The following is a 13,724-nucleotide window of genomic DNA, read 5'->3' as shown; positions in this document are numbered from 1 at the left end:
AGTTTATCTCAGGGGTTTATTCATGTGCTTTTGTTTAATGTTCTTTTAGAAACCGCCAGAAGCTCCGCCGCCGCCGCTCATGCCGCCACCAAAGCCACCGAAGCCGCCGCTAAGGCCGCCAGAGTCGGAATTGGTAGATGAATAGTTTGAGCTTGCGTAATAAGAAGATTCTCTTTCTTTTGCTTTTTTCTTGGCCTCTTTTTTTCTTTCTTTTTCCGCTTTTTCTATTTCATTCTCCGCTTGGTTATAGGCGTCTTCAGCTTGCTGGTAAATAGTATCGAGTTCGTTTACCAGTGATAGCCAATCAACCAGACAAGCCTCGGCTTCTATTTTAATTTTGCTTAATAGTACAGAGCTGTTTTTAGCTGCGCTTTTTGTTCGGCTACTAACATCAGAGTCTTTTATTTTGTTTAATGCTTTAACCACCATGCTTTCGGTCTCGGAATATTTTGCATTGTAGTTTTTCCTGGACCGTTCTTGTAAATTTTGTATTTCGCTTATTTTACTATAGATAAGCTTGGTGCTATCTATCATCTCTGTTAAATCGGTGTAGTTTTTAGCCGCTAAGCTGAATCTCTGATTCTTCATGCTGTTAAGTTCGGCAACACTATCGAGTAGCGAGTTCAATTTTTCTGGTGTACTAGCTTCTTTAAGAATAGAGAAAGCATTAGCTGTTTCTCGCCAGACATTCTTAGGATACTTTTCTTTATAGCTGTTAAGAATTTTTTCTAAGTCGTTCGATTTTTTATGCAACTCAGTCGCTTGTTTAATTTTACCTGTAAGATTGCTATCGATTTCTTTCTGCATTTGTACAGTTTTATCGATTGCCTTAATTATTTCATCCGACTTTCTCATAATAATCTCACTTTCCCTGCAGATGACAGGAGCATATTCTATATCGCCAAGATGCTCCATGTTCTTTTTAAGAGATATATTAAGCTCGGCTTGTCTTATTAGAAATTCGTTAAATAGATAGCCCTGGCTAATTAAGATTTGAGTATGCTCAATATTTTTTAACAAAACATTTTTAGCATCTTGAGCTACTACCGGGGCTTTCTTAGATAAGGTTACAATTTTTTGACGCAGGCTCTCGTTGGTTTTACTGAAATTATATTCAGCCTTATCAATTAGGCTGCGCGCTTCTATTAGTCTGTCATCAGCCATGTTAATATTTTCGATAATGAGAGACTGAGCGTCGACTAGTAATCTTTCAGCTATTTCAAGGTTATTGTTAGCACTATTCATATGCTCATTAGCTTCATTTCTTGCCCATGAAGGTGCTTTTTCATAATCATTTTTTAGCTCATTGATTAATTTGTGAGCATTCTGTATTTCTTTCTCTTGCTCTTTTATTCCTTGCTTGATTCCTTGGCGCAATTTACTGACTTTAATTTTCCTGAGTAACATTCTGACGCCGAAGAAAATAATAACAGTTAAGACTAAGATCACGGATACGAAGATAACCGTATCCTTACTTTGAGCAAGCATTTTTTCTCTTTCTTCTTTTCTAATTTTTTCTGCTTCCATTCGCTGTTCCCAACTTTGCGGACCGGTAATAGCGAGTATCTCATTAACGCACTTAGCAGTCCCTGAGCTATAATCTCCCTTTGTAAGCAAGGGAGTTATATCGCTGATAACTTTTTTACAAGCCGCATCTGTCAGTGTCCCTTCAATTCCATAACCAGTATGGATTCTTACTTTACGGTCTTTTAAAGAAATTAGAAAAATAATTCCGGCGTTGTTTTTACCGCCAGGTCCCCAACAGTCAAATAAATCTTGAGTGTAGGATTCTATATCTTGACCATTAAGACTTGTTACCGTAACAACCACTAAGGCAATTGTGGTTTGATTAAAATAGTCACACAATTGTTTTTCAAGAGATTGTTGCACGTTCTGATCTATGATTCCTGCTAAATCATTAACCGCCAAGGGCGGAACATGTTTAGAAGGAAGTTTCGAACAGTCAGGTTGAGCGAATAATTGTCCGCTTAGACCGATGCAAATAACGCAAAGTAACACAACAATGATTTTTTTCATGTTTTTTATTTTGGTTTTAAATTAAGTTGATTGTCCGAAGTCGCTTGCTTTAAGAGGCAACAGACAATCAACTTAATGACCATTTTTTCAAAGAAGCGATTTAATAAAATATCATAAATATTGATTTTTGTCAACTATTTGGCTTATATTATCTAGTGTCTAAAAAGCCCTGTTATGCTAGTATAAAAATAGTCATAAATTGGCCCTAAATCTATTGAAGACCTATGAAAATATTGCTAGCTTCAAAGGAGAAATTTCTAATTAAAGAAGGATATAATCATTTAGGCATTCCTAAAGATAAGCTTCGTATCGGCAGAATTACTACTGCTATTAAAGGCGCACAGGATGAAAATTTCAAAGCCTATATGGAAGAGTATAGGCAAGAGATGATAAAAGCAGGCATTTATTTTGAAGAAATGGATATTAAAGATAAATCCACGGAAGAGATCTATAAATTTTTTGAAGATAAGAATGTAATTCAAGTTGAGGGAGGAAATCCATTCTATTTAATTAAGTACGCCCGAGAAACTGGCTTTGAAAAAATTTTAAAAGATTTATTGGCTAAAGGTTTAATCTATGTAGGTTGTAGTAGTGGTTCACATCTGATGTCGCCGAGTATCGTTCTTGCATCTTTGAAAAAGGGGAGAAATTGGTATGGCGTGTCGGATTTTACGGCATTCGCTTATGTACCTTATTTAGTCCGTCCGCATTATGTAAAAACTATGGATGATGATTTGAAAAAAATTATAGAAGAAACAGGTAAAAAGATTCGTTTGCTAACAGATGAACAAGCTATCCTCTTAGAAGACGGTAAAGAAACTTTTATCGGTGGACCGGAGATTATTTTAAATTAAAATATTTTAATAAAGAAATTATGAAAACAATATTAGTTGATGCAGTATTTGCCTTTATTATCGAGAGCCAAGATGGTTTTAAGATTTTTGAGCCTATGCGGCAAATGTTGGACGAGTTTCCAAATAAGAAAATAATTCTTACTAACGCTAGTGATGAAAAGTTTGAAGAATATGGTTTGAATAATATGCCGTATGAATTTTTTACCTTAAAACATAATCCAGATAAAATAGATTCAGAATATTATAAGAAGATGCTAGGGCATTTTGAATTAAAAGCAGATGATGTTGTTTATTTCGAGCATAGTCCTGAAGCGGTTGAGAGTGCTCGCTCAGTTGGAATCAAGACTTTTTTGTGGGACAACGAGAAGAGACCATTAGAAGAGCCAGCTGCTTTTATTAGACAAAATGTATAAATATTTATAAATAAGATAATAATCAGATGACAAATATGTCTTAAGTTCTAGCGGAGTAAGGAACTACCCTGAAAAGGCGAAAATTCTTTATTCAGAAGTCTTTAAGGGGATAGATAAAAATCCGCGTTTTCTTGTTTGTTATTTTGCTCAAGCCAGAGAGGTCTGGGAAATGAAATTTACAGATGATATGATTACTTTTAAAAATTCATTTCCGAGTGATATTAATCCTGTCTTTCAGATGGCTTTGCCGGATACTTTTGAAGAACAGGTGAAAAATGCAGATGTAATAAATATTAAAGGCGGCGACGATCATCTTATCCAATATTGGTTAAAACAGTTTAATTTATCTGAGGTTTTTAAGGATAAAGTTATTGTTACAAACTCAGCTGGATCAAACGTAATGGTCAAGCATTTTTGGACTTGTGATTGGAGAAAAAATATGGATGGTCTAGGAATTCTACCAATTAAATTTATTTCTCATTATAAATCTAATTATGGAGACGACGATCCCCGCGGGGTAATTGAATGGGAAAAAGCTTATAAGGAGCTTGAATCTTATGGTGACAAATCTTTACCTATTTATGCACTAGAGGAAGGCGACTTTATTGTTATAGAAAAATAAATTAGCATACAAAGATTATGAAACTTTATTTATCATCATATAAATTTGGTAATCATCCTGAAGAGTTAGTTAAATTGCTGGGCGAAAATAAAAAAGCGGCTGTTATTATGAATGCGGTTGATTATGGTGACCCTGAGCGTCGGAGCTTAAGCACACAAAATCAGATTGAAAAATTATTAGAACTCGGAATTGAAGCTAGCGAGCTAGATTTGCGTGATTATTTTAGTAAGCCAGAGTAAATAGAAAGGCATCTTAAAAATTTTGGTCTTGTTTGGATTCATGGTGGCAATGCTTTTATTCTTCAGCGCGCTTTTAAACAGAGTGGTTTTGGTAAAGCTATAAAAGAAGCTGTTATGAATAATCAAATAGTGTACGCTGGTTTTAGCGCCGCTGTTTGTCTTGCGGCGCCGACCCTGCTTGGTGTTGATATTGTAGATGACCCTAATGTTGTTCCTCTGTCTTACGAAAAAGAATTTAGTTGGGATGGACTTGGCTTAATTGATTATAACGTGGCTGTGCATTATAAATCAGATCATCCTGAATCAGCTAGTACGGATAAAGAAGTGGAATATTATCAAGAAAATAATATTCCGTATAAAACATTAAGCGATGGAGAAGTAATAATAATAGATCAGTCAGGTGAGAGATTGCTAAAATAATTAAAAAACAATAAAACGCCGTAAACCCTTCGTGGTTTGCGGCGTTTTATTTTATAGAAATTATTATTTTATGATAAAAACCTCTTCTATATTTTTTCTTTGTAAGGCTTTGGTAATTTTATGAGCCAGAAGCAGGGAAGGATTATAGCGTCCTTGTTCTAAGGAAATAATAGTTTGACGAGTTGCGCCAATAATTTCTGCTAACTTTTCCTGTGTTAGACCCAGCTTCTCGCGATAATAGGCGATATTAGTTTCCATGTTATTTATTTAATCTTTTCTATCAAGATAAATGTTAGAAATAATTTTTGCAATCGTTCCCGCAACTAGGGCTGCTAAAATTACTGGATCAGCAGTCAAAGTATTTTGTGCGGCAACACCAATAGCAGTCTGATAGCCAAGTCCAGCGATCAAAACAAGAATGATTATCCAAAGTGCATTACGCTCAGAAATAGCTTCATGAATTTTTTCTCTTTCGTCCATTTTTAAGTTTAATAAGATATGGATGAAATCAAAAGCAAAAATTAGGGCCCAAATAATCATGAAGGTTAATCCGAGTTTACCAAAATCACCAAGCTTGGTAATTAGAATAAAGGGGAGAATCATGACTAAAATATAAACCCAACCTTGCCAGGTTCTAGGCGTAAAGCCCCAACCTGTATATTTTCGGCGCATGAACCATGATGGTTTTCCTAACATATAGTTTACTTAATAATAGTAATATATTTTATACGTAAAAAATATATTACATTTAATATACCTTTGTTTTAATTTAGCGTCAAGCGTTGTCTGTGGATAACTTTACAGGACCTATAAATTGAGTTAAAATAACCCGCATATAATGAATGTTTATGATAAAAGCTATTATATTTGATTTTGGTGGGCCTATCGTGGAATGGAGAGAAGGCTTTGAAAAGACTTACAGTAAATACGAAGAACTTAAAGGCCTAGAGAGCGGGGCTATACATAATTTATTTGAATCATATACGCGAGGCGCTATGGTGGGTGATTTTAGTTCAGTAACAGACTTTTTTGAGAAAACAAAGCCTGCTATTAGTCTAAACCTTGATGAACTTAATATGATTTACGATGAGGCTAACTCACTAATGAGTCTTCGTCCAGAAATAGAAAAATATATTGTTGAATTGAAAAAAAAATATCAAATTGGCTTGCTGTCAAATTTCACTTCAGGACTAGAAAAGTATTTACAAGAAGTTTTTAATATTTCTAGCTTGTTCGATGTTGTTGTCAGTTCTTATGATGTAAAAATGAGAAAACCTGATCCGCGCATCTATCAACACACCTTAGAGAAACTCAAAGTAAGTCCGCAGGAGACAGTCTTTATTGATGATTTAAAAGAAAATGTTGAGGGCGCACTTTCTCTTGGTATAAATAGTGTATTGTTTAATAACTCCGAGCAATGTATTGCCGATCTAAATAATGTATTAGAGGAAGACGACGTCTAAGTTATTTTTTAACAATATCGGAAAATTTATTTGCATAAATTGTTTAATATGTACAAGAGTTTAACTAGACAAGATATTCAAAGAATTCTTAAAGTTGAATCGACTTATAGAGTTGACGGTCTTATTGTTTCAGGCACAAATCCTAAAGCCAAAGGGTATCGTCATTTGCACGAAGCGCTTGATAAATTAGGGCTAGCTTACAGCGAAGAAAAAATTAATGATGAATTTTTTAATGAAATAAAATGTTTCATAATTAACGGTAAACGTATTTGGTTTGACGTGGCTTATGGCACAGCTTATTTAAGCGAATTAGTTCATGTTGCCTGTTTGCTTGGCTCAGATGCTAATATTCTGATAGGCAGTTGCGGTGCTTTGCAAAAAGGTATAGTCACAACTGACACAATTATTCCTACAGCAAGTTATGGTAATGAAAGTTCAACTCGAATGTATAATCGTGACAATGATTCTTTTGTTTATGAATCAGATATAGTTTTATCTAATGCTATTAAAGAAAAGATTAAACATCGAGAAAAGATTCACGAAGGAAAGCTAATGACTGTTCAAGCCATGCTAGCTGAAACCAAAGAGGATGTTGATGATTGGTCAGAGCAAGGTTATGTAGGGGTTGATATGGAGTCTTCAACAATTTTTGCAGTGTCCAATCATTTTAATGTTCCATCGGCCGCACTATTGTTTGCCGCTGAAAATCTGGTTGAAAATCAATTGGTTACTGATGAGTCTTTTGAGCTGCTAGGAACGCAGCGACAGTCAATTCGAAAAGAAAATTACGAAATTGCTTTTAAGACTATACTTGATTTTGTTAATTAGGTTTTATTATCAGTTATCAATCTTTTCGCTAAAGAGAGCTAAGTTATAATTGTTTATGGAAATAAAGTTGGAAGAAAAAAAAATAGAAGGTTTACGTTGGATAGTTGATATTCTTGAGAGGAATAATGTGCCTTATAAAATTGGTGGTGGCTTGGCGGCTAAAGTTTATGGATCAGAGCGAGAAGTAAATGACATAGATATTTCTTTGTCTGGAAAATATTTTGATGCTATTATTGCCGAAGCCTCAGATTTTATTACAGCCGGGCCAAAACATTACTTAAACGAGAAGTGGGATTGTAATACTTTGTCTGTTAATTATAATGGACAAGAGATTGATATGACTGATGTTGATACATTGTTAATGAGTAATTTAGATCAGACTCAGTGGCTAAAAGTTAAAGAAAGACGTTTGTATGACGCTGTTGTGACTAATATTAATGGCCTTATGGTTTCTATTATGGATCCACGTGATTTATTATCATACAAACAAGAGCTAGGCGGAGAGCATCAGTCAATTGATATTGAAGCGATTAAAAAATATTTAAATAAATAATTTATGTGCGGCATTGTCGGTTACATTGGAGAAAAACAAGCTTGGCCAATTATTCTTAAAGGCTTAGAACGATTAGAATACCGCGGCTATGATAGCGCTGGGGTGGCTTTGCATAATAATGAAAATATTTTAGTTTACAAAAAAAGTGGTAAAGTTGAGAATCTTAAAAAATTAGTCGACGAAGAAAATAGAACTAATCATAATCTGGGTATTGGTCATACGCGTTGGGCAACGCACGGTGCGCCAAGCGATGTTAATTCTCATCCTCATGCTTCGCAAAGTGGCAATATTGTTTTAGTCCACAACGGCATCATTGAAAATTATGCTGCTTTAAAACAGGCTTTGGAAGCTCGCGGTTATGTTTTTAAATCCGAAACCGACACAGAAGTAATCAGCAATTTAATTGAAAGTATTAAAAAAGAAAATATTTCTACTGTTGAGGCCGTGCGTTTAGCTTTAACTCAAGTTACCGGCGCTTATGGTTTAGCGATTATCAGTCAAGATGAACCTGACCAATTAATTGTGGCGCGTAAAGGTTCGCCAATCGTGATTGGTATCGGCGAGAAAGAATTTTTTGTGGCTTCTGATGCGGCGCCGATCATCGAACATACAAAGCAAGTCATATATCTCGATGATGGCGATGTAGCAATTTTACAAAGAAATGGAGTTTACACTGTTACCAGCATGGCCAATGAAATAAAGCATCCTGAAGTTAAAAGTTTGGAATTAGATATTACAGCCATTGAAAAAGGTGATTTTGATCATTTCATGTTAAAAGAAATATTTGAACAACCACGAGCAATTACCGACAGTATTCGCGGGAGAATAAATTTAGCTGCAGCTGATGTAATCCTTGGTGGTATAAGTCAGTATGAAGAAAAATTTCTTAAAGCTAAACGAATAATCTTAGTAGCTTGCGGAACTTCTTGGCACGCTGCTTTAACTGGTGAATATTTTGTTGAAGAACTAGCTCGCATTCCAGCAGAAGTTGAATATGCTTCAGAGTTCAGATATCGTAATCCGGTGATTAACGAAAATGACATTGTGATTGCAATTTCTCAATCTGGAGAAACGGCCGACACTTTAGCCGCGATTGAGATAGCAAAGGAGAAGGGCGCCACAGTGCTTGGTATCTGTAATGTAATTGGTTCATCAATTGCGCGTCAAGCAGATGCTGGGATTTACACTCACGCTGGTCAAGAAATTGGCGTAGCTTCAACCAAAGCTTTTACAACCCAGTTATCAGTTTTGCTTTTGCTAGCTGTTCGATTGGGCAAGTTAAATAAACAATTAGACGATAAAAGAAGTAATGATTTACTTAAGTCGCTTATGTCAGTGCCGGACTTGATGGAAAAAGTTTTGGCAGAAAAAAGTAATATTTTTGAATTAGCTAAAACTTTTATTACCGCTAAAGATGTTTTTTATCTTGGTCGCGGCTTTGCTTTTCCAACAGCTTTAGAAGGTGCTTTAAAACTCAAAGAAATCTCATACATTCATGCTGAAGCTTATCCAGCCGCAGAAATGAAACACGGACCAATTGCTTTGATTGATGAAGGCATGCCAGTTATTTTTATTGCGACTGAAGGTAAATCATTTGATAAAGTGATTAGCAACATGGAAGAAATGAAAGCACGCGGCGCAAGGATAATTGCGATTGCGAGCGAGGGGACTAAGTCTTTATTAGAGTCAGTTTCCGAAACCATTATCGAAATACCTAAGATTGATGAAATATTAGTTCCGTTTTTAGCTGCTATTCCTTTGCAGCTTTTATCTTATCAGGTTGCGGTTTTAAGAGGCTGCGATGTGGATAAGCCGCGTAATTTAGCTAAATCAGTGACGGTTGAATAAAGATTTAATCCAAGCATGACTATGAAAGCTAAAGAAATTTCCGAACTCGAAGGCTACAAATCAGTTGTCCGTAATTCTCGCGAACATAAGTTACTGGCAATAAAAATAGCACGTTTAACAGAAAGAGTTTTAAATTTATTTGAAATGGAAAATTCAAAAGATAAACGTCCTCGTTTGGCGATTGAGGCAATTAGAGCCTGGGGACAGGGGAAAATGGACTTAGGTATGGCGGACGTGAGAAAATTATCACTTGATGCTCACGCCGCAGCTCGAGCAGCAAAAACTGACGCAGCGCGTTTTGCAGCTCGTGCAGCAGGACAAGCTGTTGCTACTTGGCATGTGCCAAATCATGCTTTAGCCGCCGAATGGTATATTGGCAAAATTAAGTTGTTAGCTAAAAAATAATATTATATGGATAATTTAGAAAAAAATATTGAAATTGAGTTTAGGTCAATGTTTGATGAAAATAAATACAAAGAGCTTGAAGAAATTCTTAAGGCCCAAGCTAAAGATTTAGGTGAGGACAATAAAAATGTTTATTTTTTTATTTTATCTGATAAGCTTTTAAAAGTTTCTGATAATATTTCAAAAAAATCTGCTAAAATTACTTTGAAACTTGAAAAAATAGGTCAGGGAAGTGCTTTTAAAGAAATAGAGTTTCCGGTTGATAAAGCTTCGGTCCCGGTGGCTATAGAGCTATTTAAACAACTTGGATATACTCATGTTATAGAATCTTTTCAGCAGCGCCATAACTATTTATTAGACGGAGTTGAGCTATCTTTGAAATATAGTAAAGATTGGGGTTATCATCTTGAACTTGAAATTATGGTTAAAAATGAAAGCGAGAGAGAAGAGGCAGAATTTAAGATAAAAGAACTTGCACAAAAATTGGACGTGAAACTAATGTCTAATAACGAGCTGGCTGAATTTGTTAAAAGATTTGAGGCTAAAAAATAATATTAATATATGGAGCATCTTGCAGAAGACACCCTCGTCTTAGAAAAACCTAAAAAAGAAATTGCTTTGGAAAGCGCTGTTAGAAAATTTCCTGACTTAAGTTCAGAAGACAGGGCTCTTCTTTCTGATTTTGTAAATTATTTTAATGCTGAGTTCTTGGAGCATGATGTCACAAGAGATCATCGAGATTCTTTTATAGACAAGATGAAGACTCAGGCAATGTATGATGATAACTCAAGTTTGGCAGGGGCTCTAATCGAGTATGTAAGACTGGCTAACATTAGTTCTAGTGAGAAGCTTTTTAATTTAATAGGCACTCTAAAAGATTTTTATGATCAAGTTCATTTTTTTGATAAAGATGATTGTTTTCCAAAAGGGGCCGCTGCTTCCATATCTAAAATTTTAGGACAGGATTTAATTTGGCATAGTCCGAATGGAGCTAATAGATGTCGTATTTTTGATATTTTGGGTTTTTATGATTTGGAAAATTTACCCTACAAAGAGAAGGCTGAGATAAATAAGCAGCTGGATGATTTTATTAATAATGTTAAAAAGTCTCGTGTAAATTCTCGAAGACAATGTGTAGAAGATATTGAGTTGGCTCTAATGGCTAAGCAAAGGATGTTTGATTATCCGGATAGCTTAGTTGGCTCAGCAACGCAAATCATTGCAACCGAGACCGACGACACTGACTGGCCAAGTGATCCTCTTGACTCTGATCAGCATATTCAAAACAAGAGAGAAGTGTATAAGCCTAGTCAGTTTTCCGAAGATTTTGTTAAGGCAAAAGTTAAAGAAGCCGTTGATTTGGCAAACGCTTTTAATAATGTGCCTGAAAAAATAAAACCAGCCTTACAGTTGCACTATTTTAATAATCTAATTGCTATAGAAAAAGGTAATGGCGCTAATCTCCTTAACGGAACTCAAGAAAAATATATTCTAGGGCAATATGCTAAAGTCGAGAAGCAAGCCGAAGAAAATATGTATTTACCTACGGTTGGTTTGGAAATAGAAGTTCCGTACGGTTTTAAGGTTGATAAGGAGTTATGTGAAGCAACTAAAGATTTGGGCATTCCTCAGGCTGGAACTGGTGGTACTAACGAAACTTGGGAGTTTGCTTCTGATTTTTCCTATAGCGCTAAAACTCAGACTTTAATTGCTCATGAATTAATACGCGGCGATTTTATTGAGACTGAGGGAGCTGATCAGTCAAGAAAGATTCGTGGCGACGGCGACTTTTCTATGCATCTAAACCTCGGCTTTCCGCTTGATTTAGCCGAGAAAATTAGTGATGACTATGATTTTAAAAGTCGTTTTAAACTTAAGGCCGACGTATTAGTAAATGCTTTAACTTATGCTTTTGTTTCTCCTAAGCGTTTAGTTAATCGAAAAACTAGTAGTAGAATGAATCTTGATAAGACTGCTAATAAGGCTGGTAAAAAAATTACTGAAGCTCCTAATTTAGACGAATATAATAGTGATATCGTTTCTTCGGGTAGACTTGAGATACGAAGTCTAGAAGTTAGAGATGCTACTTTGTATAGACTTGTACCAGAGGCTCAGGTTTTGGCGGCGGCTTTGTTTTCTTCTGAAGCAGATAAACCGGATAAATCTCAAGAGCAGCTGAAAAATATTTGGGAAGATTTTTCAGTTAAGGTTCAAAATATATTTACACAATTTAATCTTACTTTTGATACGGTTGATGAAAAAAGCATAAGAGCAGCTAAGGCTATAGATGAAACAAGTATTCAAAATGAATTACGTGCGCTGATTACTCAAACGGCTCAAGCTATTAATCATACTATTCACCTATGAAACCAGGACAAACCGAAGTAAAAGCCATGTGTCTTATTATTAGAAATAATCAAGATATTTTAGTTGGCATGGGTTTTGATGATATTAGAAACCAGGCTTTTGGCAGAATCGTCGGTGGAGGAGTTGAATTTCAGGAAAAGACCGAGGATGCCGTACGGAGAGAAATCAGAGAAGAGTTTAATAGTGATTTAGAAAACTTGTCGTTTATTGAAGTAATAGTAAATTCATTTACTCACAAAGGAGAGCAAGGACATCAGATTACTTTTTTATACAAAGGCGATTTGGTTGATAAGAGTTTGTATCAAAAAGAAAAAATACATGTAATTGATACAACTAATTTTGAAGCGACCTGGCTGCCTATCAAAGATATTTTGTCTGGTAAGATTAGATTGTATCCCGAATTTAATTTAGAAGCCGTTCTATATGATTAATTTAATGTACGACAAATTTTCGCCTGACAGTAAAATCCTTGATCTTGGCTGTGGCCAGGGCAAGGATCTTTTATTTTTAGCGCAAAATGGCTTTTCTATCTTAGGGATTGATAAATCAGATGAAGCGTTAGATCATGTTAAAAATAAAATTGAAGAATTAAAATTTTTTAAAGCTAGAGTCGAAAAAATCAATATTAGAGATTATGTTATTGAGCAAGATGAATTTGATGTCATAATTTGTCAAAATGTTTTAAATTTTTTTAATAAAGACGAGGCCATCAATTTAATTAAAGATATTAAAACTAAACTTAAAGTTGGTGGCTATATTTTGCTGCAGGTTTTTACAACTGATGATCCAAGTTTTAAAAATGAAAAGAAATTTGCTTGTTATTTTGAGCCAAAAGAATTATCTAGAATGTTCAATGGTTTTGATATTATATTTTGCTTTGAAGGCACGCTTGATGACAAGGCGCATAAAGGTTTTGAAATGCCGCATCAACACGGTTTAGCAAAAATAGTTGTGCAGAAAATATAGATATTTGCTTAGAGCGTTGACTAGGTTCTTAATTAACTGTATAATTATGAAAATATCTTTTACGGATTGACTTTACTAATTATTAATTTTTTAAACATATGGATAGCAAGAAAAACAACATTTTAATTGTTGTGGTTGCTGTTCTAGCGATTGTTTTTGTGGGCTTTTCAATAATGCGCCTCAACAACGATCGTAGATCAGGTGATGCTTCATCTATTGCTAATAGATGGGGAGAAGACAAGGGCGGCCAGTCTGGCGAGCAAGCAAAGTCAGACATGCCAGCTAAAGGCAATGGTATGCAAGCCGTTGTACCAGCTGAGTTAACTGCTGATCAATTGGTTCAGTTAAAAGCTGGAGTTGCTGATCATAAAGCAGCTGAGCTAACCTTTAATATCACTGGTGGTAGTTTTTATTACACGCCAAATGAAATTAAAGTTAAGCAAGGTGATAAAGTTAAGTTTGTTTTCACTAACTCAGGTGGAATGCACAACTTAATTTTGGAAGCTTACAATGTTAAGACTAAGGACCTTAAGACCGGTGAAAGTGAAACTATTGAATTTACAGCTAGTAAAAAAGGCACCTTTGAGTTCTATTGCAGTATCGGTAATGGTTACCATCGCCAAAAAGGTCAGATTGGTGTTTTGTTAGTTGAATAGTTATTGTTTAAAGTATAAAGCCAGTCCTGCTTTGGCGGGACTGGCTTTTTTAT

The 13,724-nt window shown here is 35.2% G+C and carries 18 protein-coding genes; 15 read left to right on the top strand and 3 right to left on the bottom strand.

The genetic code is table 11. The features are described from left to right. Positions 1-45: 45 nt before the first annotated feature. The gene (locus NTY12_03755; protein ID MCX6793119.1) at positions 46-2,037 is read right to left on the bottom strand and encodes a TPM domain-containing protein; all 1,992 of its coding nucleotides are present in this window, start codon (positions 2,035-2,037) and stop codon (positions 46-48) included. Between the two features lie 224 nt (positions 2,038-2,261). Here NTY12_03755 and NTY12_03750 point away from each other — a divergent pair, with 224 nt between their 5' ends. From NTY12_03750 to NTY12_03730, 5 genes are all read left to right on the top strand, one after another. Continuing rightward, positions 2,262-2,891 carry a Type 1 glutamine amidotransferase-like domain-containing protein gene (locus NTY12_03750; GenBank protein MCX6793118.1) on the top strand — a complete coding sequence of 210 codons (630 nt, stop codon included), beginning with the start codon at positions 2,262-2,264 and terminating at the stop codon, positions 2,889-2,891. Positions 2,892-2,911: 20 nt separating this feature from the next. Further along, entirely contained in the window at positions 2,912-3,304 is a 393-nt protein-coding gene (locus NTY12_03745; protein MCX6793117.1) for a hypothetical protein, read from the top strand. A 187-nt stretch (positions 3,305-3,491) separates the two neighbouring features. Then, positions 3,492-3,926: a Type 1 glutamine amidotransferase-like domain-containing protein gene (locus NTY12_03740; protein ID MCX6793116.1), complete on the top strand. Its 435-nt coding sequence runs from the start codon at positions 3,492-3,494 to the stop codon at positions 3,924-3,926. A gap of 17 nt (positions 3,927-3,943) precedes the next feature. Then, positions 3,944-4,165: a hypothetical protein gene (locus tag NTY12_03735; protein MCX6793115.1), complete on the top strand. Its 222-nt coding sequence runs from the start codon at positions 3,944-3,946 to the stop codon at positions 4,163-4,165. After that, a complete protein-coding gene (locus NTY12_03730) occupies positions 4,166-4,585 on the top strand; it encodes a Type 1 glutamine amidotransferase-like domain-containing protein (protein MCX6793114.1) in 420 nt (139 codons plus the stop codon). A gap of 63 nt (positions 4,586-4,648) precedes the next feature. On the opposite strand, the gene NTY12_03725 is transcribed toward NTY12_03730, so the two are convergent. Together NTY12_03725 and NTY12_03720 are read right to left on the bottom strand one after the other, a co-directional pair. Beyond that, positions 4,649-4,843 (bottom strand): helix-turn-helix transcriptional regulator, encoded by a 195-nt coding sequence (locus NTY12_03725; GenBank protein MCX6793113.1) that lies wholly within the window; start codon positions 4,841-4,843, stop codon positions 4,649-4,651. A 9-nt stretch (positions 4,844-4,852) separates the two neighbouring features. Next, entirely contained in the window at positions 4,853-5,281 is a 429-nt protein-coding gene (locus tag NTY12_03720) for a hypothetical protein (protein ID MCX6793112.1), read from the bottom strand. 152 nt (positions 5,282-5,433) lie between these two features. Here NTY12_03720 and NTY12_03715 point away from each other — a divergent pair, with 152 nt between their 5' ends. The 10 genes from NTY12_03715 (at position 5,434) to NTY12_03670 (ending at position 13,671) form a co-directional block, all read left to right on the top strand. Continuing rightward, entirely contained in the window at positions 5,434-6,048 is a 615-nt protein-coding gene (locus NTY12_03715) for an HAD family phosphatase (GenBank protein ID MCX6793111.1), read from the top strand. 48 nt (positions 6,049-6,096) lie between these two features. Next, positions 6,097-6,876, top strand: coding sequence for a hypothetical protein (locus NTY12_03710; GenBank protein MCX6793110.1), 780 nt, complete (start codon positions 6,097-6,099; stop codon positions 6,874-6,876). A 55-nt stretch (positions 6,877-6,931) separates the two neighbouring features. After that, a complete protein-coding gene (locus NTY12_03705; GenBank protein ID MCX6793109.1) occupies positions 6,932-7,429 on the top strand; it encodes a nucleotidyltransferase in 498 nt (165 codons plus the stop codon). 3 nt (positions 7,430-7,432) lie between these two features. Then, positions 7,433-9,277: a glutamine--fructose-6-phosphate transaminase (isomerizing) gene (gene glmS, locus NTY12_03700; GenBank protein MCX6793108.1), complete on the top strand. Its 1,845-nt coding sequence runs from the start codon at positions 7,433-7,435 to the stop codon at positions 9,275-9,277. Between the two features lie 21 nt (positions 9,278-9,298). Further along, positions 9,299-9,682, top strand: coding sequence for a hypothetical protein (locus tag NTY12_03695; protein MCX6793107.1), 384 nt, complete (start codon positions 9,299-9,301; stop codon positions 9,680-9,682). Between the two features lie 6 nt (positions 9,683-9,688). Next, positions 9,689-10,234: a CYTH domain-containing protein gene (locus tag NTY12_03690; protein ID MCX6793106.1), complete on the top strand. Its 546-nt coding sequence runs from the start codon at positions 9,689-9,691 to the stop codon at positions 10,232-10,234. Positions 10,235-10,243: 9 nt separating this feature from the next. Then, on the top strand, positions 10,244-12,049 hold the full coding sequence (locus NTY12_03685) for a hypothetical protein (GenBank protein ID MCX6793105.1): 1,806 nt from the start codon (positions 10,244-10,246) through the stop codon (positions 12,047-12,049). Then, positions 12,046-12,480 (top strand): NUDIX domain-containing protein, encoded by a 435-nt coding sequence (locus NTY12_03680; GenBank protein MCX6793104.1) that lies wholly within the window; start codon positions 12,046-12,048, stop codon positions 12,478-12,480. The genes NTY12_03685 and NTY12_03680 overlap by 4 nt, the downstream gene beginning before the upstream one ends. Beyond that, positions 12,473-13,015: a class I SAM-dependent methyltransferase gene (locus NTY12_03675; GenBank protein ID MCX6793103.1), complete on the top strand. Its 543-nt coding sequence runs from the start codon at positions 12,473-12,475 to the stop codon at positions 13,013-13,015. The genes NTY12_03680 and NTY12_03675 overlap by 8 nt, the downstream gene beginning before the upstream one ends. 98 nt (positions 13,016-13,113) lie before the next feature. Next, positions 13,114-13,671, top strand: a complete 558-nt coding sequence (locus tag NTY12_03670) for a cupredoxin domain-containing protein (protein MCX6793102.1) — start codon at positions 13,114-13,116, stop codon at positions 13,669-13,671. Positions 13,672-13,724: the final 53 nt, after the last annotated feature.

It is taken from the genome of Candidatus Falkowbacteria bacterium, assembly GCA_026396835.1.
Lineage (GTDB): Bacteria > Patescibacteriota > Patescibacteriia > Patescibacteriales > Patescibacteriaceae > Patescibacterium.
The sequence above is the reverse complement of the archived record's forward strand: the minus strand, read 5'-3'. Positions and strand labels throughout refer to the sequence as shown.

Excerpts from the sequence above, each read along its gene's own strand:
- NTY12_03755 (MCX6793119.1), bottom strand. The coding sequence starts at position 2,037 with ATGAAAAAAATCATTGTTGTGTTACTTTGCGTTATTTGCATCGGTCTA.
- NTY12_03710 (MCX6793110.1), top strand. The coding sequence starts at position 6,097 with ATGTACAAGAGTTTAACTAGACAAGATATTCAAAGAATTCTTAAAGTT.
- NTY12_03750 (MCX6793118.1), top strand. The coding sequence starts at position 2,262 with ATGAAAATATTGCTAGCTTCAAAGGAGAAATTTCTAATTAAAGAAGGA.
- NTY12_03705 (MCX6793109.1), top strand. The coding sequence starts at position 6,932 with ATGGAAATAAAGTTGGAAGAAAAAAAAATAGAAGGTTTACGTTGGATA.
- NTY12_03715 (MCX6793111.1), top strand. The coding sequence starts at position 5,434 with ATGATAAAAGCTATTATATTTGATTTTGGTGGGCCTATCGTGGAATGG.
- NTY12_03720 (MCX6793112.1), bottom strand. The coding sequence starts at position 5,281 with ATGTTAGGAAAACCATCATGGTTCATGCGCCGAAAATATACAGGTTGG.
- NTY12_03740 (MCX6793116.1), top strand. The coding sequence starts at position 3,492 with ATGATTACTTTTAAAAATTCATTTCCGAGTGATATTAATCCTGTCTTT.
- NTY12_03675 (MCX6793103.1), top strand. The coding sequence starts at position 12,473 with ATGATTAATTTAATGTACGACAAATTTTCGCCTGACAGTAAAATCCTT.
- NTY12_03680 (MCX6793104.1), top strand. The coding sequence starts at position 12,046 with ATGAAACCAGGACAAACCGAAGTAAAAGCCATGTGTCTTATTATTAGA.
- NTY12_03690 (MCX6793106.1), top strand. The coding sequence starts at position 9,689 with ATGGATAATTTAGAAAAAAATATTGAAATTGAGTTTAGGTCAATGTTT.
- NTY12_03670 (MCX6793102.1), top strand. The coding sequence starts at position 13,114 with ATGGATAGCAAGAAAAACAACATTTTAATTGTTGTGGTTGCTGTTCTA.
- NTY12_03695 (MCX6793107.1), top strand. The coding sequence starts at position 9,299 with ATGAAAGCTAAAGAAATTTCCGAACTCGAAGGCTACAAATCAGTTGTC.
- NTY12_03735 (MCX6793115.1), top strand. The coding sequence starts at position 3,944 with ATGAAACTTTATTTATCATCATATAAATTTGGTAATCATCCTGAAGAG.
- NTY12_03725 (MCX6793113.1), bottom strand. The coding sequence starts at position 4,843 with ATGGAAACTAATATCGCCTATTATCGCGAGAAGCTGGGTCTAACACAG.
- NTY12_03745 (MCX6793117.1), top strand. The coding sequence starts at position 2,912 with ATGAAAACAATATTAGTTGATGCAGTATTTGCCTTTATTATCGAGAGC.
- glmS (MCX6793108.1), top strand. The coding sequence starts at position 7,433 with ATGTGCGGCATTGTCGGTTACATTGGAGAAAAACAAGCTTGGCCAATT.
- NTY12_03685 (MCX6793105.1), top strand. The coding sequence starts at position 10,244 with ATGGAGCATCTTGCAGAAGACACCCTCGTCTTAGAAAAACCTAAAAAA.